Source organism: Pseudomonas sp. UBA3153 (assembly GCF_002364635.1).
Taxonomy (GTDB): Bacteria; Pseudomonadota; Gammaproteobacteria; order Pseudomonadales; family Pseudomonadaceae; genus Pseudomonas_O; species Pseudomonas_O kuykendallii.
The window spans coordinates 54,124-80,045 of sequence record NZ_DEYR01000094.1; the positions used below are offsets into that span (position 1 = coordinate 54,124).

Annotated in this window: 27 protein-coding genes, 1 tRNA gene and 4 pseudogenes; 13 read left to right on the plus strand and 19 right to left on the minus strand. The window is 56.3% G+C overall.

What is annotated here, in order from left to right; genetic code table 11:
- Nucleotides 1–14: 14 nt before the first annotated feature.
- Nucleotides 15–1,064, minus strand: coding sequence for a glycoside hydrolase family 5 protein (locus B2X67_RS19260; RefSeq protein ID WP_282344750.1), 1,050 nt, complete (start codon nt 1,062–1,064; stop codon nt 15–17).
- Nucleotides 1,065–1,261: 197 nt separating this feature from the next.
- Between B2X67_RS19260 and B2X67_RS19265 the strand changes: the two genes are divergently transcribed.
- Nucleotides 1,262–2,053 carry a WecB/TagA/CpsF family glycosyltransferase gene (locus B2X67_RS19265; RefSeq protein WP_090224635.1) on the plus strand — a complete coding sequence of 264 codons (792 nt, stop codon included), beginning with the start codon at nt 1,262–1,264 and terminating at the stop codon, nt 2,051–2,053.
- A gap of 35 nt (nt 2,054–2,088) precedes the next feature.
- Here the strand turns inward: B2X67_RS19265 and B2X67_RS19270 are convergent, their stop codons facing one another.
- A complete protein-coding gene (locus tag B2X67_RS19270) occupies nt 2,089–3,441 on the minus strand; it encodes an O-antigen ligase family protein (protein WP_090224633.1) in 1,353 nt (450 codons plus the stop codon).
- A gap of 270 nt (nt 3,442–3,711) precedes the next feature.
- Here B2X67_RS19270 and B2X67_RS19275 point away from each other — a divergent pair.
- From B2X67_RS19275 to B2X67_RS19290, 4 genes are all read left to right on the plus strand, one after another.
- Nucleotides 3,712–3,788, plus strand: a tRNA-Arg gene (locus B2X67_RS19275).
- A gap of 372 nt (nt 3,789–4,160) precedes the next feature.
- Nucleotides 4,161–4,937, plus strand: coding sequence for an RNA polymerase sigma factor (locus tag B2X67_RS19280; RefSeq protein WP_034021837.1), 777 nt, complete (start codon nt 4,161–4,163; stop codon nt 4,935–4,937).
- Nucleotides 4,937–5,506, plus strand: coding sequence for a hypothetical protein (locus B2X67_RS19285; RefSeq protein ID WP_150548064.1), 570 nt, complete (start codon nt 4,937–4,939; stop codon nt 5,504–5,506). Before B2X67_RS19280 ends, B2X67_RS19285 begins: the two co-directional genes overlap by 1 nt.
- A 2-nt stretch (nt 5,507–5,508) precedes the next feature.
- Nucleotides 5,509–6,138: an ImmA/IrrE family metallo-endopeptidase gene (locus B2X67_RS19290; protein ID WP_239655519.1), complete on the plus strand. Its 630-nt coding sequence runs from the start codon at nt 5,509–5,511 to the stop codon at nt 6,136–6,138.
- Nucleotides 6,139–6,320: 182 nt separating this feature from the next.
- On the opposite strand, the gene istB is transcribed toward B2X67_RS19290, so the two are convergent.
- Nucleotides 6,321–7,124: an IS21-like element ISPst3 family helper ATPase IstB gene (gene istB / locus B2X67_RS19295; RefSeq protein WP_003459721.1), complete on the minus strand. Its 804-nt coding sequence runs from the start codon at nt 7,122–7,124 to the stop codon at nt 6,321–6,323.
- A pseudogene (gene istA, locus B2X67_RS19300) lies at nt 7,117–7,749 on the minus strand (IS21-like element ISPst3 family transposase); the annotation flags it as partial. The pseudogene istA and the gene istB, both read right to left, overlap by 8 nt.
- 74 nt (nt 7,750–7,823) lie before the next feature.
- Here istA and B2X67_RS19305 point away from each other — a divergent pair.
- Nucleotides 7,824–9,370, plus strand: a protein-coding gene (locus tag B2X67_RS19305; protein WP_226024095.1) for an IS3 family transposase whose coding sequence is annotated in 2 segments (ribosomal slippage) — nt 7,824–8,310 and nt 8,310–9,370 — 1,548 coding nt in all. Because the reading frame shifts where the segments join, the coding sequence is not laid out codon by codon here.
- A gap of 36 nt (nt 9,371–9,406) precedes the next feature.
- Here the strand turns inward: B2X67_RS19305 and B2X67_RS19310 are convergent.
- From B2X67_RS19310 to B2X67_RS19325, 4 genes and pseudogenes are all read right to left on the minus strand, one after another.
- Nucleotides 9,407–9,622 (minus strand): annotated as a pseudogene (locus B2X67_RS19310) (transposase); the annotation flags it as partial.
- 70 nt (nt 9,623–9,692) lie between these two features.
- Nucleotides 9,693–10,190 (minus strand): annotated as a pseudogene (locus B2X67_RS19315) (site-specific integrase); the annotation flags it as partial.
- 108 nt (nt 10,191–10,298) lie between these two features.
- Nucleotides 10,299–10,412, minus strand: a pseudogene (locus B2X67_RS19320) (hypothetical protein); the annotation flags it as partial.
- Entirely contained in the window at nt 10,405–10,842 is a 438-nt protein-coding gene (locus tag B2X67_RS19325; protein ID WP_124086558.1) for a LexA family protein, read from the minus strand. The pseudogene B2X67_RS19320 and the gene B2X67_RS19325, both read right to left, overlap by 8 nt.
- 447 nt (nt 10,843–11,289) lie before the next feature.
- On the opposite strand from B2X67_RS19325, the gene B2X67_RS19330 reads away from it, so the two are divergent.
- The 3 genes from B2X67_RS19330 to B2X67_RS19340 all read left to right on the plus strand — a co-directional run bounded on the left by B2X67_RS19330 (nt 11,290) and on the right by B2X67_RS19340 (nt 12,688).
- Entirely contained in the window at nt 11,290–11,988 is a 699-nt protein-coding gene (locus B2X67_RS19330) for an inovirus Gp2 family protein (RefSeq protein ID WP_124086556.1), read from the plus strand.
- 183 nt (nt 11,989–12,171) lie between these two features.
- Nucleotides 12,172–12,417 carry a type II toxin-antitoxin system Phd/YefM family antitoxin gene (locus B2X67_RS19335; protein ID WP_033942931.1) on the plus strand — a complete coding sequence of 82 codons (246 nt, stop codon included), beginning with the start codon at nt 12,172–12,174 and terminating at the stop codon, nt 12,415–12,417.
- Nucleotides 12,407–12,688 (plus strand): type II toxin-antitoxin system RelE family toxin, encoded by a 282-nt coding sequence (locus B2X67_RS19340; protein WP_074918669.1) that lies wholly within the window; start codon nt 12,407–12,409, stop codon nt 12,686–12,688. The genes B2X67_RS19335 and B2X67_RS19340 overlap by 11 nt, the downstream gene beginning before the upstream one ends.
- A gap of 70 nt (nt 12,689–12,758) precedes the next feature.
- Here B2X67_RS19340 and B2X67_RS19345 read toward each other — a convergent pair whose 3' ends face one another.
- The 6 genes from B2X67_RS19345 to B2X67_RS19370 all read right to left on the minus strand — a co-directional run bounded on the left by B2X67_RS19345 (nt 12,759) and on the right by B2X67_RS19370 (nt 16,930).
- Nucleotides 12,759–12,932 carry a hypothetical protein gene (locus B2X67_RS19345; protein WP_201266896.1) on the minus strand — a complete coding sequence of 58 codons (174 nt, stop codon included), beginning with the start codon at nt 12,930–12,932 and terminating at the stop codon, nt 12,759–12,761.
- 10 nt (nt 12,933–12,942) lie between these two features.
- Nucleotides 12,943–13,440 carry a RadC family protein gene (gene radC / locus B2X67_RS19350; RefSeq protein ID WP_124086553.1) on the minus strand — a complete coding sequence of 166 codons (498 nt, stop codon included), beginning with the start codon at nt 13,438–13,440 and terminating at the stop codon, nt 12,943–12,945.
- Nucleotides 13,412–14,362, minus strand: a complete 951-nt coding sequence (locus B2X67_RS19355) for a hydrolase or metal-binding protein (RefSeq protein WP_124086550.1) — start codon at nt 14,360–14,362, stop codon at nt 13,412–13,414. Before B2X67_RS19355 ends, radC begins: the two co-directional genes overlap by 29 nt.
- 91 nt (nt 14,363–14,453) lie before the next feature.
- On the minus strand, nt 14,454–15,458 hold the full coding sequence (locus B2X67_RS19360; RefSeq protein ID WP_124086548.1) for a YqaJ viral recombinase family protein: 1,005 nt from the start codon (nt 15,456–15,458) through the stop codon (nt 14,454–14,456).
- Between the two features lie 79 nt (nt 15,459–15,537).
- On the minus strand, nt 15,538–16,506 hold the full coding sequence (locus B2X67_RS19365; protein ID WP_124086545.1) for a DUF932 domain-containing protein: 969 nt from the start codon (nt 16,504–16,506) through the stop codon (nt 15,538–15,540).
- Nucleotides 16,507–16,600: 94 nt separating this feature from the next.
- The gene (locus B2X67_RS19370; RefSeq protein ID WP_124086576.1) at nt 16,601–16,930 is read right to left on the minus strand and encodes a hypothetical protein; all 330 of its coding nucleotides are present in this window, start codon (nt 16,928–16,930) and stop codon (nt 16,601–16,603) included.
- Between the two features lie 419 nt (nt 16,931–17,349).
- Here B2X67_RS19370 and B2X67_RS19375 point away from each other — a divergent pair, with 419 nt between their 5' ends.
- Both B2X67_RS19375 and B2X67_RS19380 read left to right on the plus strand, forming a co-directional pair.
- A complete protein-coding gene (locus B2X67_RS19375) occupies nt 17,350–17,622 on the plus strand; it encodes a helix-turn-helix transcriptional regulator (RefSeq protein ID WP_124086542.1) in 273 nt (90 codons plus the stop codon).
- Nucleotides 17,619–19,046: a YfjI family protein gene (locus B2X67_RS19380; RefSeq protein ID WP_124086539.1), complete on the plus strand. Its 1,428-nt coding sequence runs from the start codon at nt 17,619–17,621 to the stop codon at nt 19,044–19,046. Before B2X67_RS19375 ends, B2X67_RS19380 begins: the two co-directional genes overlap by 4 nt.
- 25 nt (nt 19,047–19,071) lie before the next feature.
- Here B2X67_RS19380 and B2X67_RS19385 read toward each other — a convergent pair whose 3' ends face one another.
- From B2X67_RS19385 to B2X67_RS19400, 4 genes are all read right to left on the minus strand, one after another.
- Entirely contained in the window at nt 19,072–19,725 is a 654-nt protein-coding gene (locus tag B2X67_RS19385) for a hypothetical protein (protein ID WP_124086536.1), read from the minus strand.
- A gap of 87 nt (nt 19,726–19,812) precedes the next feature.
- Nucleotides 19,813–21,159 carry a site-specific integrase gene (locus B2X67_RS19390; protein WP_124086574.1) on the minus strand — a complete coding sequence of 449 codons (1,347 nt, stop codon included), beginning with the start codon at nt 21,157–21,159 and terminating at the stop codon, nt 19,813–19,815.
- Nucleotides 21,160–21,843: 684 nt separating this feature from the next.
- A complete protein-coding gene (locus tag B2X67_RS19395) occupies nt 21,844–22,974 on the minus strand; it encodes an HNH endonuclease signature motif containing protein (protein WP_286786503.1) in 1,131 nt (376 codons plus the stop codon).
- A 130-nt stretch (nt 22,975–23,104) separates the two neighbouring features.
- Nucleotides 23,105–23,386, minus strand: coding sequence for a hypothetical protein (locus tag B2X67_RS19400; RefSeq protein ID WP_286786504.1), 282 nt, complete (start codon nt 23,384–23,386; stop codon nt 23,105–23,107).
- Nucleotides 23,387–23,496: 110 nt separating this feature from the next.
- Here B2X67_RS19400 and B2X67_RS19405 point away from each other — a divergent pair.
- Nucleotides 23,497–24,665 (plus strand): IS3 family transposase gene (locus B2X67_RS19405; protein ID WP_286786505.1). Its coding sequence is split into 2 segments (ribosomal slippage): nt 23,497–23,758 and nt 23,758–24,665, totalling 1,170 coding nucleotides; the frame shifts between segments, so codons are not numbered across the junction.
- On the plus strand, nt 24,625–25,320 hold the full coding sequence (locus B2X67_RS19410; RefSeq protein WP_286786506.1) for a sensor histidine kinase: 696 nt from the start codon (nt 24,625–24,627) through the stop codon (nt 25,318–25,320). The genes B2X67_RS19405 and B2X67_RS19410 overlap by 41 nt, the downstream gene beginning before the upstream one ends.
- A 98-nt stretch (nt 25,321–25,418) precedes the next feature.
- On the opposite strand, the gene B2X67_RS19415 is transcribed toward B2X67_RS19410, so the two are convergent.
- A complete protein-coding gene (locus B2X67_RS19415) occupies nt 25,419–25,886 on the minus strand; it encodes a DUF4142 domain-containing protein (RefSeq protein ID WP_286786521.1) in 468 nt (155 codons plus the stop codon).
- Nucleotides 25,887–25,922 lie beyond the last annotated feature (36 nt).

The following is a 25,922-nucleotide window of genomic DNA, read 5'->3' on the forward strand; positions in this document are numbered from 1 at the left end:
GGTGGTGAGGCCGGTCAGTTGGGACCGGGTTTGGTGCAGTTGCCGCCGTTGATGTACTTCTTCAGGATCGCCCACTGCGCCTTATCCTGGCCGGTCTTGGTCGGCTCGACGGACAGCTTGTAGGTTCCCCACGAAGGGCCGGCAGCCCAGTAGGTCATGGTGATGCAGTTCTTCTGCAGGTAGGCCAGGGTGTTGTCCATGGCTTGCAGGTAGCGGGGGTCATCGTTCGGGATGCCGAATTCCCCGATGTGGCCTTTCTTGCCGTGCTTCTTCAGCCAGGCGACGAAGGGCTCGATGCGTTTGACGCCGATCATCGGGTCGAAGTTGGCCGGTGCGGTCTTGTACTGGCCGCTGCCGTTGTCGTCGATGTAGGCATGCGCCGAGTAGATGATGTTGTTGGCCTTCGGGTCGGTGAGTGCCGCCATCGGGTCGTTGTACCAAGGCCAGGTGTAGGCGCCGGAGTAGGAACGGCCTTCGACAAAAAGCGGTTTTTTCTTGTCATAGACCCGGATGCCATTGATGCCGGCCTGCGCCGCTTGCGGCCAGTACTTGTCGGCATCGCCGTAGGGCTCGTTCATGATGTCGTAGCCATAAACAGCAGGGTTGTTCTTGTAGCGGTTACCGATCAGTTCGCCGAGCTTGCGGAAGTCGGAAAAGGTAACCTTGGCGGAGCCGATGACTTCGTTGTTATAACGGGCGTAGTTGTGGATATCGAGGATCACCTTCACGCCGTACACGTTGGCCTGGGCGAGCATGTCGTCGAGGAGCTTGGTGTACGCGGGGTCCAGCGGGCCGTACAGCTTGGGCTGCAGGCGTTCCCACTTGAGTGGGAAGCGGACCAGGGTGATGCCGCGCTCTTTCCACTTGGCGAAATAGGTTTTGTCCGGGAAGAAGTAGTTGGTGCCGTTTTTTCCGGGGATCGCGCCGGACGAGAATTCGGCGCCAGCGATGTTGATCGAAACGAGGGGGAGCTTCTCTTGAGCCTGGACGGTCGAGCCGATCAGGAGCGCTGCCAGAGGAAGAACTCTTTTAAGCGTGTGAAACGTGTGAGTCGTGGCGTTCATGGGTGGTTTCCTAAATGGGTGGATGGGTGAGCTCCCTGGAATTAGTTATAAAATCCATGATAATTTTTTAGCGCAACAAATGGGTTAACTGGTTCACGCTTTTATTAATTGAATTAACAATAATCGAGGTAGAAGCGTAAATGAACGGTGCAATCCGGCTTCAATTCCATAACCGAGAAATCCAGAGATAATTCTTCATGAAAAATCCGATTGTTAGGAAAGAAGATTTACTCGTCCGGCGATTGATGTTGCTTGAGGAAAATGAAACTGAAGATTTCCTCAGGAATCTGCGCATGGTTAAACGGCCGAGTATTCTGGGATTCCTCAATCAACATGGATACAACATTACGCAGCAGAACCTGTCTGCCCGTAAAAGCTTTCTTAAAGTCGACTACCTCCTGCGAGATGGTATTGGCATCAAACTGGCCTGCAAGGTTAATGGTGTTGAGCCAAAGGCCAACCTGAACGGAACCGATTTCATTCCGAAGCTTCTGGACTTCTTCATCAACGATGACACCGTTGATTGCCAGTATTTCGCCATGGGTACTCAGGAACCCTGGCTCAGCAAAGGAGCGGACAAGCTTTTCAGAGGCCGGCCGTTCCATGCCATCGATGGTTTCAAAACTATCGACGAGTACGTGGAGTTCTTTAAGACCGCCTATCGGGAAGGAGCGATGCCGATCATCGTGCTGGCGATGGGCATGCCGAAGCAGGAAGCAGTGGCCGTGCGCCTCAAGAACGAGCTGGACATGCCGGCGCTGTTCGTCTGCGGCGGTGCCATCGTGGATTTCTCCGCCGAGCGTTTCGAGCGCGCGCCGGAGTTCTTCAGGAAGTTTGGCCTCGAGTGGCTGTATCGCCTGCTGATGGAACCACGCCGCCTGTTCCGTCGCTATGCCGTAGGCATTCCGCTGTTCTTCTACTACGTGGCGCGGAACAGCTTCGGTGCAAAGCCACATGACGGCGGACAAGTGCTGAAGCGCCAGTCCTGAGGGGTGGTCGCGTCGTCAGAGGTCTCCCAGACCCCTCAGGCCGGACGTTGCTTCTGGCGCCGGTCTACCAGATGATGGTTGGCCAGCACCGCTATCGCGCAGAGGACCACGAAGGTCGCTGCATTCGATGGTATCTGCAGGTTGAAGTCGGTGGTCGAATGGATGAGCAGCGCAAGAATGCCCATCCCGGCACCGAAGCCGATGCCGTTGCGGTACAGGGAATCCTTGTGGCGCATGGCTTTCAACGCGTAATACAGTGAAATCAGCACGAACAGCGCCAAGGGTATGCAGCCGATCACGCCGTACTCGATGAAGAATTGCAGGTAGTCGTTGTGGGCATGGTCGAAATGCAGGGGGAGCCCCGTGGCGTAAGGCGGGAAGACCGACTCGAAGCTTCCCGCGCCCTGCCCGATGATCGGCCGGTCCTGGGCCAGCGGCAGCGCCAGCGCATAGACATCGCCGCGTAGTTCGTTGGCTTTCTGAACCACTTCCCCTTGTTCGACGACATCGTTGAGCCTCGTGTTCACCAAACGGTCCTTGAGCTCGTCGAGCCCGAAATACTGGCTCACCACCAGCACATCGACCAGCACCAGGCTGGCGAAGATCAGCCCGTTACGCAGGCGGTTTTCCTTGTGCAGCAGCAGAAACAGCGCTCCGACCAGCATCAGGCTGCCGAAGAATGCGGTGTTGCCCATGCGCGAATGGCTCATGACCAGGCCGATGACCATGATCACCAGCGCCAGGCGCAGACGGGCCTTGGGACCCATCAGGGTTTCCAGCACGCTGACCCAGTGGAACTGCCCGCCCTGGCGCAGCGCCAGCAGCAGGCCGATGCCGATGGCCAGGGTCATCTCCAGATAGCCCGCTAGGTGATTGCGATTGACGAAGGTGCCGGTGGCATGACCGATGTGATAGTCCTTCGGCCCGAAAAGCAGGCGCTCCACGCCGGATAGCGTCATCGCCGAGCCGAAGAAGGCCTGGAAGGTTCCGCTGATCACTAGCACACCGATCAGCAGGGTCAGGCGCTTGCGAGTGCGGAAAACGCCGATCACCAGCAGATAGAGCAGGCAGTAGGTGCAGCCCAGGAGGAAATACTGGGCCGACGCGCCGGCGTCGCGGCTCAGGCCGCCCAGCCACTGGATGGCTACCCACAGCTGAACCAGCGCCAGCAGGCCGAGCGGCAGCAGCGCATGTCGGAACGACGAGCCCAGCGGGCGCTGGCGCTTGAGCTGAAGCAGCGCCCAGGAGGCGGCCAGCAACGCGGTGACGAAGCAGAAGAAGGCCATCGACCAGTCGCGGTTGCTGCCCAGGGGCAAGGGTAGCCAGACAAGCAATGACAACAGCGCGCCAAGGATGCAGCGCTCTAAGGCTTGATAGGGTTGAGGCATAAACAGGGCTTATCTCGGCAGAAAATCGTTTCATTGTGCAGGCAAGGCATTGAGCGAGCCACCTTTATATGGCCATTTGCCTTCTTTTTCGCCTGCCCGGCGACCGGTGACCGGTCGTGCTCGGCATGGACGTTGCGCGCTCGCATGCGTATCATGCGCCCCGCAACGCACCAGTAGCTCAGCTGGATAGAGTACTGCCCTCCGAAGGCAATACTCCTCGAGTTGAGAAGGGTGACAGCTAGTGGTCAAATAGGCCGCCGCAACAATTACGCACCAGTAGCTCAGCTGGATAGAGTACCGCCCTCCGAAGGCGGGGGTCGTGGGTTCGAATCCCGCCTGGTGCGCCATATCTATTTGATTTATTGGGCTTTTTTACAGAAGCCCGATCCATCACTCCGCACCAACCAATCCTAGCGCCGAAGCTAATTCTGGCGACGTTCGCAGCAGGCAATGAGTACTGCCCAAACAGACCTTTTGAGGTTGGTTTTCGGGCTGTGCCAATTCTGTGCCTAAACCGTGCCACACGGCCTGTTCACATCCCGCGCCTCTGCGGCTGCGCGAGTACTAGCTCGTCGCCCACCAGCCGCATAGCAGCATCGGTCATCGCCACCCAACCAAAAACCTGTTTATGCAGTGGCTGGCTGCAGCATCAAGCAGTGCTCTGGTGTTACATTTTGCGGAGTACCTCACGGAAGGCTTTAGCAGACAAAGGAGTAGCCGTGGCGCGTCCCCTTCGCAAGATCAAACTTGATGGAACCTTGTATCAGCGGCGTCCGGCCGTCGAAGCCGAAATTCATGATTTGACGGCCGTTAGCCCCTCCGAACTTGAGCGCAGAGCGTCCATTTGCTCCCGCACCTCCCCCGGCTTTGTCTCACCGGAAGTGTTGGTGCACTTTGTCCGGAACGTGGGAGCCGGAATGCATCGCGAAAGGCTAACTGAGCTTCTACTCCAGCGCGTTTACCTTCTCCTGCCTCGCGCCGAGAATGCAGGCGAGGCCACAGCCTCACTTACCAAGACAAACATCCGAGATGATGTCGTCGACCATTTCGTTGACCTGCTGCTCAGCGATCGAGCGTCCTATGACGACCGCTTGGATTACTACGAGATAAACTTTAACTCGGCCATCGCCAAAGACCGGAAGGATGCCAGTGATCGCCATTGGAAGCGTGATAGCCAGAGTGAAGAGCTGGGCACGGATGAGGATGGTGCTTACAACGCCCTGGACGAGGCAATTGGTGGCTACGACCCTTTTGACCCCCGCGAGCTCGACGAAAAATTTTACCGGCTACGGCTCGACGAAGAGATTGATAGTCTGCCTGAACTCCAAAGAAGAATCGTCGAAATGTGGCGCCAAGAGATTCCCATCGACTCGCAAGACCCCTCTGTCGTGACCATAAGCAAAGCACTGGGCAAGAGCGAGAAAACCATCCGTACGCACCGCGACAAGGCCTTTGCGACTCTGCGACTGCGTCTTGAACGCAAGGGGGGACTGTGATGACTAAGCGTTCGCCAATTTCTAGCGAAGACGTCATGAACGCTTTCGCGATGGATTTCGAGCCAGGGTCCGAGGTCCTCAAAAAGTATCTTGCCGACTATCCCCAGTTCGCTGCCGACCTTGTCGATCTCGCCAGAGAGCTTTCCCGGCAAGTCGACGAGGACCTTCCGCTCAGCGCCCAAGAGCTCGCCGCCGTGAGCGCTAAAATGGGCCGGCTCCGCGAGTCCGTAGTCACGGTGGAAATCCTGCAGGCCGCCTCGCCAAGGACCTTCGCTTTAGCAGCCAAAGCTCTCGGATTACCCATGCAGGTCGGCGTCGCCATTCGCGAGCGACGAATAGATGTTGCGACGTTGCCAAGCCGGTTCCTCGAGCGCTTAGCTAACGCGCTACAAACATCAGTCTCTGTTGTTCAGTCGTTTCTCCTCTTGCCTGCGCAGGCATCAGCGCTTCGTGCAAACAAGTCGGATGACAAGCCAGCCCCGGCCGAAAAAGTCCCGTTTGAACGCCTTTTAAGAGAGGCGGGGATGGATGAGGAGCGCATTTCACGGCTGCTCCACGGCGATGACTGACCATGGACCAACTAGAACTCGCTCGACAGCACGCGAAGCGCTTGCATTATGAAGCAGTCGAACACGGCAGCGATCCATGGTCTCCTTATCAGTTCGCCGAAGACATAGCGGAGACGCTGGGCATCACGGTTGAAAGGTGCCTCCCTGGCGCTTCAATCCTGGACGGGGCGCGCGCAACGTTTGATGCCGCCTTGCCGCTGATTGTTCATGAGGACTTAGGAACACCATTCGAGCAAGCCTTTCTCGTCGCGCATGAAATCGGGCACGCCGTGCTAGGCGACGGTGAGGAAGAGGAGGAGTCAGCATTTCAAATCGATCCAGCGCGAACCTCTGAGGTCGCGCCAGTTGGCATGGAGCGCGTGGTCGATTACAGCCGACGGCAGCGCCGAGAAGTCCAGATGGACCTCTTCGCGAGAGAGTTGCTGCTGCCACGGTCGAGAGTCTTTGACTTGCACGTCACTCAAGGCCAGACCTGCTCGGAGATTGCAAACCGGTTGGGTGCACCCTTCGAGGTCGTCGCACAGCAGATGCTTGATGCGCTTTTGCTCCCCCCTGTGCCAGTAGTTGCTGCAGAAGCGCCTGTCGAAATTCCACTCAACGAGAAGCAACAAACGGCAGCCTGTTGGCGCTGATGGAAAATTGACCCACCCTGCCGATTGAAATTTGACCCAGAGCGGATTGCTGATTTTGTTACCAGCAACTGTGGATAAGTCTACCAGCGCAGCTGCTTTTGAACCCACTCCTTCGTTAGCCCAGTTCAGCTGTTGAAGACCTGCCACATGCAGCCATGCAGCAGGCCATCGTCACCATGAAATCAGAACGGCTCATCGTCCTCCGGTTCCTGGCCGCCCTTACGCTTTCGCTCCCGTGATTTGATCTTGGCCTGGGCCGCCAAGCTGCTGTGTTGCAGGCGATAGGACTCGTTACCGGTTTCGACGATGTGGCAGTGGTGCGTAAGCCGATCCAGCAAGGCTGTGGTCATCTTGGCGTCGCCGAACACGCTCGACCATTCGGCAAAGCTCAGGTTGGTGGTGATCACCACGCTGGTGTGCTCGTACAGCTTGGACAGCAGGTGAAATAACAGCGCGCCACCGGCCTGACTGAAGGGCAGATACCCCAGCTCGTCGAGGATGACCAGATCCATGCGTAGCAGTGCCTGGGCGATCCGCCCGGCTTTGCCGTCGTGTTTTTCGCGCTCCAGAAGATTGACCAGATCGACCGTGGAGTAGAAGCGCACGCGCTTGCCATGCCGGGTGATGCCGGACACGGCCAGTGCGGTGGCCAGGTGGGTTTTGCCGGTGCCTGGGCCGCCGATCAGCACCACGTTCTGCGCGGTGTCGGTAAAGCTCAGATTGGCCAGCTCGCTGATCAAGCGAGCGTCGGCGCTGGAGGCGCTGAAGTCGAAGCCGGCCAGATCGCGGTGCATCGGCAGCTTGGCCATGTTCATCTGGTGGCTCACCGAGCGCATGGCGCGATCTGTGTGCTCTTGTTCCAGCAGGTGTTCGAGCAGCCACTTGGACGAGGCTGTGTTCGACTCACCCTGTGCAGTTAACTCCGCCCAGGCCGTGGCCATGCCGTGCAGGCGCAGCTCCTTGAGTTCCGCCATCAAATCACGCATGACCGACCTCCTCGGCCTGGCCACGCAGGCGGTCGTAGCGCGCCGTGTTAGCGACGGGGGCTTCCTTGAGCGACAAGTGGGTTTCGACGCTGGGTGGTGGTTCGGATGCTGTCAGCCGTGCCACGACATTGAGGATGTGTTCGGCGCTCAGGCTGCCGCTCTCCAGTACCAGCTCAACGGCTACCAGCACGGCATCGAGTCCGGCGACCGGTACGGCAGCCAGGACTTGCGCCATGATCCGGTCACCGCCGGCATGACGCCCCAGACCGTGCTTAAGCTGACGCAGCGGTGCTGGCAGATCAGCAAAGGGCGCTCCGTTGCGCAGCGCACCGGGCTTGCGTTCGATCAGCGGGAGGTAGTGCTGCCAGTCATAGCTGACCTGGTCGCGATCCAGCAAGCGGACATGGCTGGCAATCAGCGCATCATCGGCCACCACCTCGATTCGCGTCGGATACAAACGGCTGCTGACCCACTTACCCGCGTACTCACATGGCACCGAGTAGCGGTTGCGCCCGACGCTGACCAGGCAGGTGCTGGAGACCCGCGCAGGCCGCTCGACGTAACCGTCGAATGGCGCTGGCACAGGCATCAGTTCAGCGCGCTCCAACTCCAGCACTTCGGCTACACCCGCCGCGTCAGGATAGTTGTCGTGTGAGTTGATTCGATGAGTCTTGGTCGGTGGGCGGAAGTGAGAGCCGTGTGGCGCGTTATTCGATAGAGCATCGGGAGTGGGTGGTGCGGCAGATGATGCCGCCCTTGAACCGGACGGTGCCGGAGCTGGTGGAAGCGACAGGCATTACTGATGCCACCCTGTATGCTTGGCGCAAACAGGCCAGAGCAGCGGGAGCAGTGGTGCCGGGAGATGGACAGCAGGCCGACCAGTGGTCGAGCCAGGACAAGTTTCGGGTGGTGCTGGAAAGCGCCAGCCTCAATGCGGCTGAGCTGGCGGAGTACTGCCGGCGCAAAGGCCTGTATGTCGAGCAGATCAACGCCTGGCGCGAAGCCTGCGAGCAGGCCAACAGCCTGGCTCAGCCGAGCAAGACCCGGCGCGAACGCGAAGAGGAAAAGGCCGCGAAGAAGCGCATCAAGCAGCTGGAGCGTGAACTGCGGCGCAAGGATGCGGCGCTGGCAGAAACCGCGGCTCTGCTGGTGTTGCGAAAAAAAGCCGAGGCGCTCTGGGGGAAGGACGAGGACGAATGATCAGCGCCCCGGATCGCCGTGAAACGCTGCAGTTGATCGAGGACGCCGTGGCGGCGGGAGCGCGGCGGGCGCAGGCCTGCGCCGAACTGGGCCTGTCGCTGCGCAGCCTGCAGCGCTGGCAGCACTGCCCGGAGGATCGGCGTCCTTCGGCACAGCGAGCTGAGCCGGCCAACAAGCTGACCCCGCAAGAGCGCCGCCGCGTGCTGGAGGTCGCCAACCAGCCCGAGTTTGCCAGCCTGCCGCCGCAGCAGATCGTGGCGCGGCTGGCCGATCAGGGCACCTGGCTGGCCTCGGAGTCGACCTTTTACCGGTTGCTGAAGGACGCCGAACAGCAGCATCCGCGCGGCCGTAGCCGCCCACCGGTGAAACGAGCGCTGACGACCCATGTGGCCGACGGCCCGAACCAGCTGTGGTGCTGGGACATCACCTGGCTGCCGACCACGGTCAAGGGCCGTTACTTCTACTGGTACATGATCAAGGACGTCTACAGCCGGAAGCTGGTGGCCAACGAGGTGCATGAAAGTGAAAGCGCCGAGCAGGCCGCCCAGCTGCTACGCCAGGCCTGCTTACGTGAACAGCGAGCAGGCCAGCCGCTGGTACTGCACTCGGACAACGGCAGCGCGATGAAGGGCTCGACCATGCTGGCGGCCATGCAGAACCTGGGTGTGATGCCCTCGTTCAGCCGCCCGCGGGTGAGCAATGACAACGCCTATGCCGAGGCCTTGTTCCGCACGGCGAAGTACTGCCCGCTGTGGCCGGAGCGGCCCTTCGACACGCTGGAGCAGGCCAGGAACTGGGTGAACAGCTTCGTGGCCTGGTACAACCATGAACATCGCCACAGCGCCCTGAAGTTCGTGACCCCGGCGCAGCGACATACTGGCCAGGCGGAAGAGTTGCTGCGCAAGCGTATCGAGCTGTACGAGGCGGCGCGTGCACGGCACCCGGAGCGCTGGAGCGGCAACATCAGGAACTGGGTGCTGGCACCAATCGTGTGCCTGAACCCGGAGCGGGAAGCGGTACTGCAGCAAACATCAAAGGCAGCGTGACACGCTCACGCGACAACTACCTTGAAAATCGCCGGCTTCACCGGCGCTGACCGCCGACAAACTTCCGTCCTGGTAAAGCTTGCGCCAGTGAAATAGTTGATTGGCATTGACGCCGTTGCGCCGGGCCACCACCGAAACGCTGTGTCCTGGCTCAAGGCTCTCGCGAACCATCGCCAGCTTTTGCTCTGGGCTCCAGCGGCGCCGCCGCTCCTGACCCAATAGCTCACCGCTCTTGTCGTTGCTGTTAGTCATAAACATAACCGTTTGCCTATCCCTTATCGTAAGGGGGAAACGGTGTCCTGTCTTTCAGGGGGCTCGTTCATCGCTTACGCTCTCGCACCATCACTGAGGGTTTGGTACTCGCGGCGTTAGGACGCGCTACGTGACTGAGAAAGCCAGAGTGCGGAGTCGCTCTGACCCTTCGCTCGCCAAAGGGTAGAACTGCGATCAGATCACGCTGCTTGGCCCATTGGTAGAACCTCACAATTAGGTTCAGTCGCTTATTCAGTGTGCTGGGATCTAGCTCCAGCTCACCGCTCGACCAGTCTCTATATCGCGACAGGACGCTCAGGCCATCTGCCTGACTCTCCTCATTCCAGGCCAGGCCATTAGCCTCCAGGAAGGCGAAGTAGTCGAACAGACGGCGACCATAGGCCTCCCACGTCAGAACACTGAGTGCCTCACCTGACTCGACTAGGATGTGCCATAGGAATGATTGAGCCGGTTCCACAGGCCAGCCATCTGAACCAACCAAGAGCGGGAAACCTTTGAAGGATCGACCGGCTACCGTCAGGTCTTTTGTCGCGAGCACTAACCTCATTCCACAGCCTTCAAGCCCCTATTAGTGATCTCCCATCAAGAGCCGGGACAAACCTCGATCAGGGGGGGGCGGACTGTAATGGATTAGCTAACAGTTGGCACCCTTCAGATCGTTGTTGCTCAACACCACGATGGGGGTGCGCGCAAGATCAGGGCGAAACACTCGCTCGCAACTGGCGTAGAAGCTGTTGCAGTCAACAAGCGCGTAAACCGACTCAGCCATGTGTGAGGTGATTCCGCAGGCTATGCGTGACGACGCCCCAGAGCGTCAGCTCATCGTTTTCCAGGATATAGCGCGGAGAGTAGGCCGGATTCTCTGAGCGCAGGATGAACTGCCCCAGTTCCTGTGCCAGGCGCTTTACCAGGACATCGCCGTTGAGGCAGGCAACCACCACATGCCCCGGTTTTGCAGGGATGGCACGGCTGACGATTAGATGGTCGCCGTCGAAGATGCCTGCCCCTGTCATGCTGTCACCGCTCACGGCGACCACGTAGGTGTGTGGAGCTTGCAGACCCAGCAGTACATCGAGCGAAAGCTTGTGCTCCATGTGGTCAAGCGCAGGGCTTGGAAACCCGGCCGGTACGCGAGTGTCAAAAAATGGGACTGAAGAGCTGCAGGGCTGAATTTTCCCGATGATCTGGGCTTGGCTCATAATGACTTCACTGAATGCTGTGCAAATATACAGTATTCGTTGGAGGCTAGATCACGCAAGGGCTATTCATCGATGTAGCACTTTCGGGGTTACAGCTCATAGCTCAAGGTTGATCGCCAGCCGTTGCACGGCTGGGGGCGATCACCATCCGATAGCCATTTGGTGAATCTGGTCACATGCATCAGCGTACTTTTTTGATAATTAGGATAATTTAATTCCGAAATTGTATTGGTTGTTAAAGGCCCTGTAATTGCTTTGCTAAATTTATAACGCTCTTCGTGCTTGCTTGGCTTTTTGCGTATTTATTTTGCGGCGGGAGTATTATGCTTTTACTGTTAGTTATTAACTTTATCTGGAGTTAGGCTTGGATCTTATAGCTAGAGGGTGTGATAAATAATTACTGGTTGCATATGTGTTATGAGACTCAATCAACTAGAGGTCATAACCATGCTCAACGATACCGCTACTACCCGGAACTACCCACTACGTCATCCCGATAATGCCAATCTTCATTTGTATTACGGAGAGACATTCGCAGGATTCAAACTTCAAGAAGACAAAGGTCCTTACATCCGTGAGCACCTGTCTTATCTAAAGCGTACCATTGACCTGGCATTGGCTGAGTACCCGAGGGTCTTGGCCTTCAGAGTGGATCTCCGTCTACCTCTGGGCGTCGAGCTACCCGACTACGTTTATACGAACCAAGTCATCAGCCGGTTCTTTGAATCGTTTACGAAGAAGATCCAGTACCACCAGGAGCGAGTGGCTGAGCGTGGGTACTCGCGTGGTTGCAAAGTACGGTATGTTTGGTCGAGAGAGATCGGTCAGAAAGGTCGGCATCATTATCACCTGTTGATCCTTTTGAACCGAGATGCCTACTACACATTAGGCCGCATCGGGTCGGAAAGGGTCAATATGTTCAGACGGATTGAAGAGTCTTGGGCTCGTGCACTTGGATTATCAGCTAACCAAGTCAGGGGGTTGGTTCACAGGCCAGATAACTATGAGTACTTTATCAATCGAGAAATCCGTCGCGATAAAGTCGATGAACTACCCGAACTGTTCTACCGGGCTAGCTATCTCTGCAAAGTCGCTACCAAGCACTACGGGGATCGCCAGCGGAGTTTCGATACCAGTCGGGGGTAGGGAGTAGTCCGCGCAATCCGCATGGGCTCACAGCTGGATGGGAGGCTTCAGGGCAATCATGCTCCCAGATGGCGGCGGTTCAAAATTGGACACCTCGTGCCATTCGGAAGATTGCCCATGGGGATGCCTTGCTATGCTATGCACCTTAAGACCAAAATAAAGACCTAAAAAAGGAGCTATGGTATGCAGAGTGTTTTGGCTGACGTTGCAGTGAGCGTTTCTGAGCTGAAGAAAAACCCCACCGGTGTCATGGCTGGTGCTGGTGGCATGCCGGTCGCCGTTCTCAATCATAACCGCGTGATGGGGTACATGGTGCCAGCCGAGCTGTACGAGCAGATGCTGGACCGTCTGGACGATCTGGATCTGATCGATGTCGTTAATGCTCGCTCCGGTGAGAAGGGTGTGCCGGTGAACCTGGATGACCTATAAGCTCGAGTTCCTGCCCTCAGCGCTGAAGGAATGGGAGAAGCTGGGTCATACAGTGCGTGAGCAGGCAAAGAAAAAACTGCGTGAGCGGCTGGAAGCACCAAAGGTACAGGCTGATGCCCTCAGGGATCTGCCTGGGCACTACAAGATCAAGCTCCGAACAGCAGGCTATCGTTTGGTGTATCGGGTCGAAGATGATCGGGTGGTTGTGATTGTGGTCGCAGTGGGCAAGCGTGAACGAAGTGCAGCTTACAAGGCAGCAGGTAAGCGTTAGCTACCAGGGCAAAAGAAAAAAGAGGGAGCCATTGCAGGCAGTCTTTCGACTACCCACGTTGGCTCACCGTTCAAGGGTTCATTCTTACTTCCTGCTTCCGGTAGATCCAGCACGCCAACACCACTGCAATCAGCAATGGTGGAAAGCGCACCATCAGAATCACCAGCAGCAATATCGCCAGACAACCGGCCAAGATCCCGGCAAACATGAATGCTGAGGCAACAGTCCGTAACAGCAGTTTCATTGGCACCTCCTTACAGGTAGCCGCGCTCAGCCAACGAGACACAATCCTCCTGGCCTACCACAACGTGATCGAGCGTTCTGACTCCGACCAGATTCAGTGCGTCCTGCAGTTTCGTGGTGAGATTGCGATCCGCCTGGCTGGGCTCGGGATCACCTGAGGGGTGGTTATGCACCAGGATGATTGCGGCTGCGTTGTGTTCCAAGGCGATCTTCACGACTTCCCGTGGGTAGACGCTGGCGCTGTCTAGGGTCCCTCGAAACACCTCCTCAAATGCGATCACCCGGTGCCTGCTATCGAGCATGAGCAGTGCGAACACTTCATGCTCGTATCCGGCCAGCAGTGCTTGCAGGTGGCTGAACACTTCCTTCGGTGAAGTCAGTTCACGGCCTTTTCGCAGGCGCAGGCTGGCCAGTTGCTTGGCCATCTGCAGGATGTCGTTCTCCGTCACCGGCGATTCGACCAGGTAGGTGCCGGTCGTGTCACTGGCTTTCAGCTTGTGCAGGCGCATGGCGGCCTCCTTGGTTTTGGTCTGTGGGTGGGGTTTGACGACTAGCCTTTGCATCGAGCTTTTCAGCCAGGCTGGGTTTGGTGGGGTTGGGTTGGGAAATTGTTGCTGCAGCAGGAGCTTCACCTTCGGGGTAGAACTCTTCCACGATGGCGCTGACATCCTCCTCGCTGTCCTCGAACGCGCCGTTGCCAAAGCCACGTCGCGCTGCTTCTTCTAAAGCAGCCTGATTGAACCCCGCAGCCTGCCGCCGCGAATCGAGTTCACTAGCTGTCACCAGAGCTTCAGCCATGTCCATGCCGCCGCGTACCGTCAGATCGGCGTAGAAGATCGGCGTGCCATGGCTCTGGCGTGTCGACTTGCCACGCAAACGCAGTTCCAGTGGCAGGCAGGCCAGGCGGTTGCCCGAGATAGCCTGGAAGTAATGCAGGCGAGCCGCCAGAGTGCGGATGCTGTTGAAACCGGTGGTGCGGAAGACAAAGCTGCCCAGCGGATCTTCATCACCAATGACCACATTCAGTCGGCCATAGGGCTTGCAGGCACCGCTTTTGGCTAACTGACAAGCGTCCGGCGATGGACAAGGCAACGACTGCATGCCGTCCTGAGTGACCCGTTTGCAGGTCTCGCCATTGCCGACGCAAACCGGCCGCCCCGATTGCCGGTCGAACAGCGTGTAGTCGGCTCGGAAATTCAGCTCCGGTTCGTTGAACAGCAGGCGTACCGGAATGCTGCGCAGCTTGTCATCCTTGCCCTGACGTAGCTCGTCATTCAGCGGGTGCAGCAGCCAGCCGTCCTTACCCTGCACCTGTGACGTGATGGTGAACTGGTCATCCTTCTCCGGCAGTCGCTTGCCGTTCTTCTCGATGACCTTACCGATGGAAATCCGCCCGAGTACCGGTGGAGTGATAGCCAGACCTTTGAGCATGGAGAGTCTCCTGGAAATGAAAAAAGGCCAGCCACGCAGCGCGAACTGCATGGACTGGCCAAGGGGAGGGAAGGGATGAATGAGGTTGGTTTCAGCCGACCAGGAAGCGCCGTGCACCCGGCTTCAGCAGTGGGTACTTGGCCTGCAGGTGCGGCTTGTCTTTGAGCAGCTGTGCGACATCGAAGCCGATGCTGTCCTTGGCCTTGCGCCAGCTGACGTAGCCGCTGGAGAATTCCGCCCGACTGGCATCGCCCATGGCCTGCTGCAGCATCTGCTTGAGCTCAGCCTCGCGCTTTTCCTTGTCGGCAATCGACTGACGCACGGCTTTCAGCTCGACGTAAGCCGCGCTGAGCCCGGCATGCTGGCTGAAGTCGACGATCTGACCGTTGTCCTCCGGGTAGAGGCAGCGCAGTGCTGACTCTGCCGAAGCGGTGCCATCAGCCGGTGGCGGCGTATCAGTCTCCACGTAGTGCCAGAACTGGCGCTCCAGCTCGATCAGGCTAGCGATCATCTGCTCATCCCGCTCGATACGGTGGATCTCCAGCGTCTGACCACCCAGCAGTACCGCCACATCCGCCGCCTGCTTGCCGGTGACGGCGAGCTGGTGCATTACCTGCAGCTGTACATACTCCGGCACGCCCTCTTTCCAGAGGCGTGCCCCGTTTATGCCTGCTGTCTTGCATTCGAGGATCTGCACATCGTCCGCCCCGATCACCTCGCGGTCGATGTTGGCCAGCATCCAGGGCAACTCCGGATCAGGATGCTGCAGCACAGCGTTGATGCGCCGTACCCTATTCTTAGTGCGCTTGCTGTAATGCCAGGCCACGATGGGCTCCAGCACGTTGCCCCAGTACATAGGGCTTTCCTCATCCTGAGGATCAGCCTTGGGCATGCCGGCATCGCGACCGGTCTTCTCCATCCAGAGTTCCAGCTGCGACTTGTAGGGATTCAGCCCTACTGCCGCAGCAGCGTCCGAACTGCCGATACCTTGCTTGCGGATCTGCAGCCAGTCCTCGCGTGGCAGCTCCTTGGTGCTGACCAGGCGCAGAGCCGGACGGGCTTTGCTGGTGCTGCGATTCAATGAAGTAGCTTTCATAGCGTTCACCTTGCAGAAATAGAAACGCCCGACCCGCAGCGAAGCGGGTCGGGCGTTATGGGGTGGGATTAGTAAAAGGTCAGGCGACCAGTTGCAGGGCCGTATCCAGAGCGCGTTGCTTGATCTGGGCACCCTGGCCGAACCAGGCAGAGTCGAGGCGATACTCCGTGCTGCGTGCCCGTCGCTCGTGATCGACATACTCGGTCACTGCATTGAGCAGCCCCCAGGCCGTGCCGCGTGCCGAGTCCAGCTGGCTGCCACGGCCACGACCTTCGTACAGCTCCTGCACTTTGCGCAGGGCGCGCTCGTTGGGCAGCTGCTCCGGCAGTGCGCCGGTCGGGCTTGTCTCGCACATCACGTTCATGAAGAAGCCCAGTGCCTCATGCCACTGCACCTTGCGTTCAGCCAGATGGCGCATGCGGTACATGAAGTCGTCCCATTGCGAGACAGCAATGCCGAGCTGCTTCTTGACCAGATCGCCGTCGAAGCGGGTGCTGTGCGGCACCTTGATCGCACGGCTGGTGCCGTCCAGGGCGATGGTCAGCGTGTTGTTGCAGACCACGCGGATGGTGGTGGGTGTTGCAGTGGTGGCCAGGGTGCCGTCGCAGGAAGTGGCGAGCAGCAAATAGCCATTCACCTGGTCGTTGCCCTTGAGCGCAGCGCCTTGGCCGGTACGCGCCAGCGCCCAGAACTTGCGCCCGCCCTTGAGCACCCCAGCGGTTTCCAGCTCGTAGCCCGAGACCTCGGTCAGATCCCTGTAAAACTCCAGCACATCCTTGGGCTGAACGGTGTGGTAGCGCTGCGAGACCACCGACAGTGGTGCCTTGGTGTCCGAGCGATAGAGCACCTTCTGTTCCGGGAACGAATGGATCGCGCCCAGGTGGCCGATGGCGTCGGACTTGAAATGCACAGGGCTTTCCAGGATCTGCCAGTCCATCCCGGCTTCACGCTGCCAGACTTCGATGGGCTGTTTCTGGGTGAGCTGATTGCCCAGGCCATGCCACGGGGTGGCGCCGGCATAGGCCATGGTTTCGACGAGATGAGCCATTTGGATGATTCCTTTGGGTGCAAGCCGGCATAAAGCGCCGCGCCAGGCGCAGCACCGACCGGACGATTGAAATAAGAGGAGAGAAAGGGCCGGATCAGGCTGGCAGGTTGAAGCGATGACCGCAGAGCAGACAGAGGTTGTGGGCCAAAATGTGGCGGTCGAGCGACTCACCGAGCTGGGCTCCTAGTGCACAGCCACCGACACCACCTGCCAGGCCACCGAGGATGGCGCCCGACACGGAACCGAGGGTAATGCCGACAGGGCCAGCGAACGCACCGATAGCTGCGCCAGCCTGACCACCAGCCAGGGCAGCGCTGACGCCACGTGCAACACCACCGACAGTGCCGATGGCCGCGCCGGCTTTCATGGCGTGATGAAAAGAAGCGACTTTGGGGGAATGACAGCGAGGGCACTGCAATGACATGGGGCGAACCTCATTCGTGGTGATGTCATTACAGTTATGTAGCGCTGAAAAAAACTCGAATGTGCATGTTATGAGCGACCAGTGGCGAAGCTTAAAAACTCGAGGTGATGTGCACAAATAGCGGCTATTCCGGCTACGAATAGCCGGAATAGCCGCTATTTTGGGCTGTAGGAAAGAATGTGCGCCAATTCGAATCATGATTTCTGCTTGTTGTCAACTGTGGTGCTTTAAATTAAATGTTTTTTTATAAGCGTAAATATTGGCTAATAAAAAACTCTTAAAAATCAACTGCTTGATGATGTATTGGTAAAGTCAATATGGGTGCTTAAATATTTTTTATTTTATTGAGGCGTCTGTAAATCTTGTGTTGAAGGGGATGGGTAGCATTTGCCTCGTGTTCGATAACGAGGATATATCGCATGAATGGTAAAGAAGGATGTCTTCAGGGGGGCGGAGATCACTCGGTTGCGACAGTGCTCCGCTTGCGTAAGGTTGTGGAGCGATTGGGGGTTTCGCGTTCCACAATTTATGACTGGATGAATCCCCGTTCCCCTCGACATGATCCGGAGTTCCCAGTGCCGATCAGGCTATCTGGTGGAAGCGCTCATGGCGCCGTGGGTTGGTTGGAGTCGGAAATTAGTTGCTGGATAGAGTCTAGGAGCGCTCTCTCTCGAAAAGGAGATTGGAAATGAAATCATTTCGCCCTGGGCTTCCAAGAGTGGGAGACCGGTTTCCAAGCTTGACTCGCTTTCCGCGTTTGAGAGCCGCGATTGATGAGGTTGAGGGGAATGTAAAGTCTCCTCGCGAGCTTATATTTTTTAGTGCGCTGACGGCAATATCCACTGCTGTGCAGGGGATTGTTGATGTTAAGAAACCTACCGGGCAGTGCGTGCCTACCTCACTGCTATTACTGGTGGTAGCCGACTCTGGTGAGCGGAAAACTTCTTCCGAGAATATATTCCTGAATCCTATTCGCGAGTTTCAGTGTGAGCAAGATGTCAAGTGGAAAGATGCGCTAAGTGCGTGGGAGGTAAAAAAAGATATTTGGGAGTCAAAAAAGAAAGAAATAATGAGAAGTATAACTAGGAGTGCTCGAGCTGGTGAGGATACTTTACCTCTAGAGCGTGCGGCCTTTGAGCATGAGAAAGAAAAGCCTGCTCGGCCTAAACGTTTTAAGATTCTATATGATGATGTGACATCCGAAGCTCTGATGTGGGGGCTGTATCAAGATATTCCCACCGCGGGCTTGGTTTCGAGTGAGGCGAGTTTAAAAAATAGAGCGTTTAATGATATTCCTAAGCAAAACTCGTTGTGGAGTGGAGACTCCATAGTTGTTGATAGAAAGACAAAGGAGAGTTTTGAGTTGAGGAATGCTCGATTGACTGTTTCGTTTATGACTCAGCCGGTTTCATTTGAGCGTTATATTGCCACTCATGGTGCACAGCTTCGTGGTTCTGGGCTCTGGGCGCGGTTCTTAGTGTCTCAACCCATTTCTACTCAAGGTTATCGGGAGATCGATAACTCTACTGTTTCATGGCAGCACCGGCAAAGTTATTCTGATCGAATTAAAGAGCTGCTGAAAGAGAATGTTGTTTTTCTGGAAACTCCAGGGGCTATTCGGCAGGCGATAGGTTTTGCGCCAGATGCTGAGGATCTTTGGGTTGAAGTGTTCAATGAGATCGAGGGGGAGATTAGGCCTGGCGGGAGGTTTGAGGGGGCGGGGGATCTTGCTTCTAAGATGGCGGATAATATCTCTAGAGTAGCTGCGTTAATACATATTTTTGAAGGGAGGGGTGGTGAAATATCGTGGGAGGCTCTGCGTTTTGCCATTGATTTTTGCTCATGGTGCTCGGATGAGTTCTATCGAATTTTCATGCCGCCCAAAGAGAGTGAGGTGAATGCAAGGAAATTGTTAAATTGGTTTGAGGGGCTCAGGCGTGATGGGTTTTTAGAATTGGGCAAGAACGAAATTCTTATCTATGGGCCGCGCAAGGTGCGCCTCAAGGAAAAACTTGAGCCTGCATTGGCTGAGTTGATATTGGCAGGAGACGTTTCGGTTTTTAAGAGTCGAGGAATTTGGATGGTGGATATTTCCAAAGTTGGCTCTGGGTTCTGATGTTGGTTTTGGTTCAGAGGGATGATCATTTCTTGGGGGTAGTGTCTTTTTTCTGGGTTTTTGAAATAATCTCAGATATTACAAGCTCCTTCAGATCTTTTATTGTCCCTTCTGCTCCGATGCTTGAGATTAATTCAGTGAGGGCTTTGTTAGAGGCGATTTCATTGGCGGCGGAGAGTTCGCTTTTCCAGCCGCCGTCGGGAGGTGTATCTAATAATTCATGGATTTTTGCTTTTATTTGAGTCTTTTTCAGTTGTAGTTCTTTTCCGCCTTTTGAGGCGCGAGATGCTCTGAAGTCGCTTTCTTCTTTTCGGTGTTTATATCCTTCTAGGAATCCAATCAAGTTCATGGAGTGTGATAGGAAAGACCAGCTTTCTTCAATTCGTCCTTCGCTATATGATTTTTGGGCGCAGGTATGGTAAAGTTTTGCATAGAAGAAGTTTAGTTTGAATGTGCTTCTTTTTTCTTCTTTGTATGTGTTGTACCAGCACTTTGATATGTCGCTCCATTTTATCTTTTCGTGGCTGGCTAGGGCGGATATCTCGCGATCAATTTGAGCGTCCAGCTCTTTTGGCCAATTTTTGTGCAGAATACTCCTCAGTATCAAGCTGGTTTTAGTGAGTAGTTGTTTTATTGTTTTTTCTTTCAGTTCTAATGGGCTAATGGGAAAGCCTGGCATTAAGTTGTTCCTTTTTGGGCGTGATGCTCGTTTTTCTAGAAAACCTACTAGTCTGCGGCGCCGCGTGTTGGTTGCAATAAAAGTAGGCTATGCCACGCGAGTTATTTTCTCTAGATATTGGCCGAGAGTCTGCCATGCTTCGGTCATTTCTTTCGCGTAGCTATGACGCTGATAGGTGCGCTTTACCTTGTTTTCCTCTGTGTGATTAAGGCAGCGCTCCGCCACTTCTGGGATAACTCCGAGTGCCGTCATGATTGTGGCCCCTGTTCGCCTGAGGTCGTGTGGTGTCCACTTTCCCCCGGGCAGGAGCAGCGCATAAGCGTTGGCGCTTCTATTACTTAGGATTCCTTGACCTGGCAGGCGTTGCCGATCCCCAAGTTGTTTGGTCACCGTCTTTGAGCAGACTGGTCCACTATTTTGGGTGTTGGGGTAGCACCATTCACTAGCAGAGCTTAATGCCATAACAGCCTTGAACTGTTGGATGGCGAATGGTGAGAGGGCTACGCTGTGGGCCTTCCCGTTTTTGCTGTGCTCTGCAGGTATATACCAGTTGCCTTTGATGAGATCGACGTTCTCCCATCGAGCATTTAGAAGTTCGCCGATTCGGCAGCAGGTCGACAAAGCAATCCAAATTGCAGCCTCTGAGGAGGGGAGTAGACCGGCTTGTGGAGTGAGCTTGGCTAACATGCGGATTTCTTCCTCGCTCAATACGCGATCCCGCTCGACATCCTTGCCGCCAATTTTGGCCTTCCGAATGCTCGCAGTCGGGTCGTGGTCAATCAGATCCCGGTCTACAGCGAACCGGAACATCTGACGCATCAGGCTGAAGATCATTTTCGCCATCCGGTTGACGCCACGAGCGAGTAGGGCGTCCGTTACCTCGGTAATGTGGCCTTTTTTCACATCTTCGACAGCCATTTTGCCGAGGAACGGCAGGACATCTTTCTCGAACATGCGGCGCACCTCTGCGCCGCTGTCCTTGCGGTTGATCAAGTCGACCTTGGCCCAGTGGTCGAATAAATGCTGGACGTTTTTTCTGGCGGCTTGCCGAGCCTGAGCCGCCTCCAAGGCTGCTTTCTCCGCAGCGATTCGTGCACGTTCGGCGTCACGTACAGCGACACGCGCGGCTTCCTCAGCCTCAAGGTGTTCCTTTACGTCTCTGACACCTGACTTATGAAGCCCAGCGAGCTCTTTAGCTCGCTGGCCAGCTTCGGCGAGCGTCATGGTGCCTTCACTGCCATCGCGGCTATATGTGCCGATGGGGAAGGTGATGCGTTCACTGCTGCTGTTGGTGTAACGGAAATAAAAGAGGCGTTCGCCGCTTGGGGTTATACGGGCCACCAGGCTGCCATGTCCCCAGATGGCGACTTCGCTCAGCCACTTGTCGCTCGCACCAGGTTTGGCTGTCATCTGGCGGTCTGTAATGTTGGCCATATGGTCAGCTTCCTCGTTGCCAATTGGTTGCCAATTGAGATTCTCTGGTTGCCAATTCGTTGCCAATTGAGATCGGCTTTCTTCGAATCGCTTCGGGCCATTTTGGACGATAAAATGGCTGCAGGCCAGTGAAATCAAGGGGTTTAACGATATGGATTGGATTGGGTTGGATGCCCTTGGAATGGTTCTTACCTGTATGGGGTGCAAGGGGTAGAGTGTTCGAATCACTCCGTCCCGACCAAAAAACCCTAGAAAATCCAGTCATTTAGCGGTGACTGGATTTTTTTATGGGTGATTGTTTTGGTCGCAACTCAAAAAGGCTGTATCTGGTGACCGTTTGGTGACCGTTTGTGCTGGGCTTGCTCCTTCAGTCGTGGCTAAACCTCTGGCGTATCTGCTTTGGCTGCTTTCGGTCAGAAGCGGACATCTGGTGTTTACACAACAATCCAAGCTAGCTGGAGGTAGCTAGAGCGCGTACTGCCTGTCGGCCGAGCAACTGACGGAGCAACTGGCTCCGCCACTTCCTCGTGACCGGAAGCGGACTTTGGCCCAGAGGACGCTTACCAAGAAGGAGGGGTTCGCCCAATCTGTAGTTCAAGGCGGGCAGAGCTCTATCAAAAGAAGCCAGGCGGAGGCGTCCAGAAAATTTAGGGGCAATTCAGAGCTTGTGAACAGCCGTTATCGCTAGTCCAAAGCCTCCTCGTTGAACGCCTCGTCATATGCGTCATCGTCGAGGTCAGACTGCCCTATTAGCCCACTTTGGTAGAGACCTATCTCGTAGGATCTCGACTTCAGTTCATGGTGGGCACTGCGAATTGCAAGGACGGTAGCCTCGATGTGTAGCGTACCTCGTGAATGTCGCTGCACTCTATTCACGAGTAACAGGCAGCCCAGAGTGTTAATTCCCCTAAGCCAGAGGTTTCGGGCAGAACCAGAAGTCCCCTCATTTCGATCAAAGACAAAGGTGATCTCAACACCATTCGCAGATCGGACACCCTCTACGAGATCTGATCCGGAGCTATCAGGTGGAAGTGTCGAAAAGCAATAACTTCCCTGAACGAATATCAAGTCACCGTCAGTGACTAAAAATTTAAGAGTTCCTCGGTCGAGGTCGTCCGAAATATTTCTCACGCAGGCATAGCCCATCGCGGCCTGCAGCATATTCGTCATGTAGCGGGATAGGATTAATGCACTGGGACCTCTGTACATAGGCCCAGAGCTACAGCGCGGGTAACCATCCTCATCACAGAGTTGTGCATCAAATGCACGCCGGAATCCCGGAAGATCAGTGACGGCCACTCCGAGCTGCTGAGAGATTTCGAAAACTCTGAGGTGGTTGAAATACCACCACTGATTGCCTTGGAGCTGTGTCGCTTTGAGGATGGCATGTGGGTCAAGTCCCTTTACCTCCTGCTCCCAGGCGGCCTTTTCTGCCTTGAGCCGATCAGGCGTCAGCGTTAGCTCTAGTGCGTGTGTGGAGTGCGCTTCGCCATGATGTACTGAGCAAAGTACAGCAAGATTGTCTTGCGAATGGTCGCGACTTTCTGCCCATGATTTTATGTGATGGACGATAATGGGGCGGCTCTCGTCTCGGCAAACGCAACAAAGCCATCTGTTCGCAAAGAGAATTCTCACAAGCACATCGCTGGGGATTGGCGGCCTGCTATCACCGAGAATTGTAGATGCGGCTTCTTCGTCTACCCCTAAATCTACAAGCTCCTGCAAGCTCTGCGACTGAAGCTTCGCAAGCGTCCACTTTTCTTCGCGAAGTTTTCTGGCTAAAGCGCTGTCTATGCCCCGCGCGATTAATGCCATTTCAGTTCGGTTTCTGGTCAACAACTCGTCTCCTTTCTGAGTTCAGCGGCGAGCTAGATCTAATAACTGCTAATTCTCTCCGGAGCCGATGCGCTCGGTTCTGAGTGACCGCAAAACCTACTAGTTGCCATCAAATGGCGCGCATCCAATCCAGTGTATTGCGGAAAACGGGATATTCATGATCGATCATGTCTGGCTGCCAATTTCGGATGTTGTCTTCCTGTTCGATTATGGCTGACTCCCCCTTTTCCTGAATATTCAACGCATCCTCAATGCACCCCATTGGCCAGACCCACGTTGAAAGCCCTTTCATGGTCTCGTGAACAGCATTTGCAAGCGCTTGACCGTCGCGATGCCTTGCAAAGGCAGCCCAGCAGTCGGCAGCTGATCCGTTTCTAGAGTTCTGAGGCATTCCGTTCCCGCCTAGCTGGAAGCCTTCGTTTTGACTGATTTCTTGGTGTAGTGGTCTACTAATCCCGGACACCTTTTTAGGCGAAGATGATCGCCATACAGAGGTGTTTGATGAGCAGACCACGACGTACCTTCACCCCTGAGTTCAAACATGAGGCAGCCTGCCTGGTGCTTGATCAGGGTTACAGCTGTTCCGAGGCAGCCGGATCGCTTGATGTGGGTGAAACAGCACTCAGGCGCTGGGTCAGTCAATTGCAGCAGGAGCGCGGCGGTATTACCCCCGTGGCCAAGGCGCTCACGCCGGAGCAGCAGACGATCCAGGAGCTTCAGGCCCGTATCAACCGGCTGGAGCTTGAGAAGAAAATCCTAAAGGAGGCCACTGCGCTCTTGATGGCCGAGGAGCACGGGCGCAGACGTTGAACTCGATTCGGCGGTTGGCCAGGCACTACCCCGTTCAGCTGTTGTGCTGCGTGTTCGAGTTACCTCGATCTTGTTATTACACCCACTTGGCACGGCGGCGTCGTATTGATGCACGCCGAGTGAGCCTGCGTAGCCGCGTCAACGAACTGTTCAGCCAAAGCCGTAGCTCTGCCGGTAGCCGCAGTATCGTTGCCATGCTCAGGGGCGAAGGCCTTGAGGTCGGGCGCTTCAAAGTCAGAAGCTTGATGAAGGAACAGGGATTGGTCAGCAAACAGCCGGGCTCTCATGCGTACAAGAAAGCCACGGCTGAACGCCCTGACATCCCCAATGTTCTGGATCGGCAGTTCAGCGTGGCCGCACCAAACAGGGTCTGGTGCGGCGACATCACCTATATCTGGACACAGGGTCGATGGAGTTACCTGGCCGTCGTCCTGGACTTGTATAGCCGTAGAGTGGTGGGCTGGGCGATGTCCGCCAAGCCCGATGCCGACTTGGTCATCAAGGCGCTCGACAAGGCTTACGAGGTGCGTGGCAGGCCGCAGGGTATCCTGTTTCATAGCGACCAGGGTAGCCAATACGGCAGCCGTAGCTTCCGTCAGCGGCTCTGGCGTTATCGAATGACGCAAAGCATGAGCCGACGGGGAAACTGCTACGACAACGCCCCCATGGAGCGGCTGTTTCGTAGCTTGAAAACGGAATGGGTGCCGACAGCGGGCTACATGACGACAACGCTGGCCGAGCAGGACATTGGCCGCTATCTCATGCAGCGCTACAACTGGACAAGGCCGCATCAGTACAACGGTTTCATGCCGCCGGCGGTTGCAGAGGAAAAACTCAATTCTGTGTCCGGGAATTGTTGACCACTACAGGCATGACCTTCGGACACCCTTGGGAGCCGCCCTTCTGGGCGCCCAGATGTTGAGAAGGAAAACCTCCACCGATCGGGAGATGAAGATAACGGATCAGATAATTTCAAGCGTGGAGCGGGCCAATCAGATGGTCGAAAGCCTGCTCGATCTCGCCCGTGTGAACTTCGGTGGCGGTATCCCGATTCAGAAGGAAACGGGCGACCTCAAGGCCGTCTGCGGCGCGCTGGTGGCCGAGCTCCGCTCCCGTTATCCGCAATCGCGGATCGTCCACCACGAAGCGGGCGAGATGGTGGGTGATTTTGATCCTGTACGGATGGGGCAGGTTTTTTCGAACCTGATCGGGAATGCCGTGCAGCACGGCGATGCCCGGAAGGCAATCACCGTAAGCCTGGAACGTGCCGGCAGTAGCGCCCGATTCAGTGTGCATAACCATGGCGAGCCGATTCCGGCCGACGCGATGGCGCATCTGTTCTCGCCGCAGGGGCGTTACTCCAGATACGCCTCCGGCCAGCAGGACGCGTCGGGCGGGCTGGGTCTGGGGCTGTTCATCGCCAACGAGATCGTCACGGCCCATGGCGGGACCATCGAGGTCCGGTCCACCCGCGAGTCCGGCACTGTGTTTCACGCGTCCATACCGCTTGGCTAATCCCATGATGATTAGCGCAGGAAAAAGGGGCCGACGGCCCCTTTTTTTGCGTCAGGACGGCAGCGATGAGCGCTGCTCCATCGCCGCCTTCAGCGCCATTATTCCTTGTGAGCGTCGCCGCCATGGGCCGCGGAGAGGTCCTTCGCCATTTTCAGATGGCCCTCCAGCTTCGGCAGGGTGGTCTTGGCGAACGCCTTCAGATCGGCGTCTTCACCTTTTTCCGCCTGCTCGCGGAACAGCTCGATGGTCTGCTCGTGGGCAACGACCTGGTTGTTGGCGTATGCCTGGTCGAAGGACTCGCCATCGCGGAGTTTGAGGATCAGCTCCTTGGCCTTACTCATCAGTTCCGCATCGTCTGCCACTTCCAGCTTTTTCTCTGCGGCCAGTGTCTTGAGCTTCGCGTTGGCGGCGGTGTGATCGTCGATCATCTGCTGAGCGAATTTCTTCACGTCGGCGGATTGCCCTTTTTCCAGGGCGAGCTTGCCGCCTTCGATTTCGGCGATGCCTTTGGCTGAGGCGTCGTCCACGAAGTCGGAGGCATTCGAGGCGAAGGTCTGGAAGCTCATTACGGCAAGCAGTGTGCTGCAGGCTATTGCGAGCGC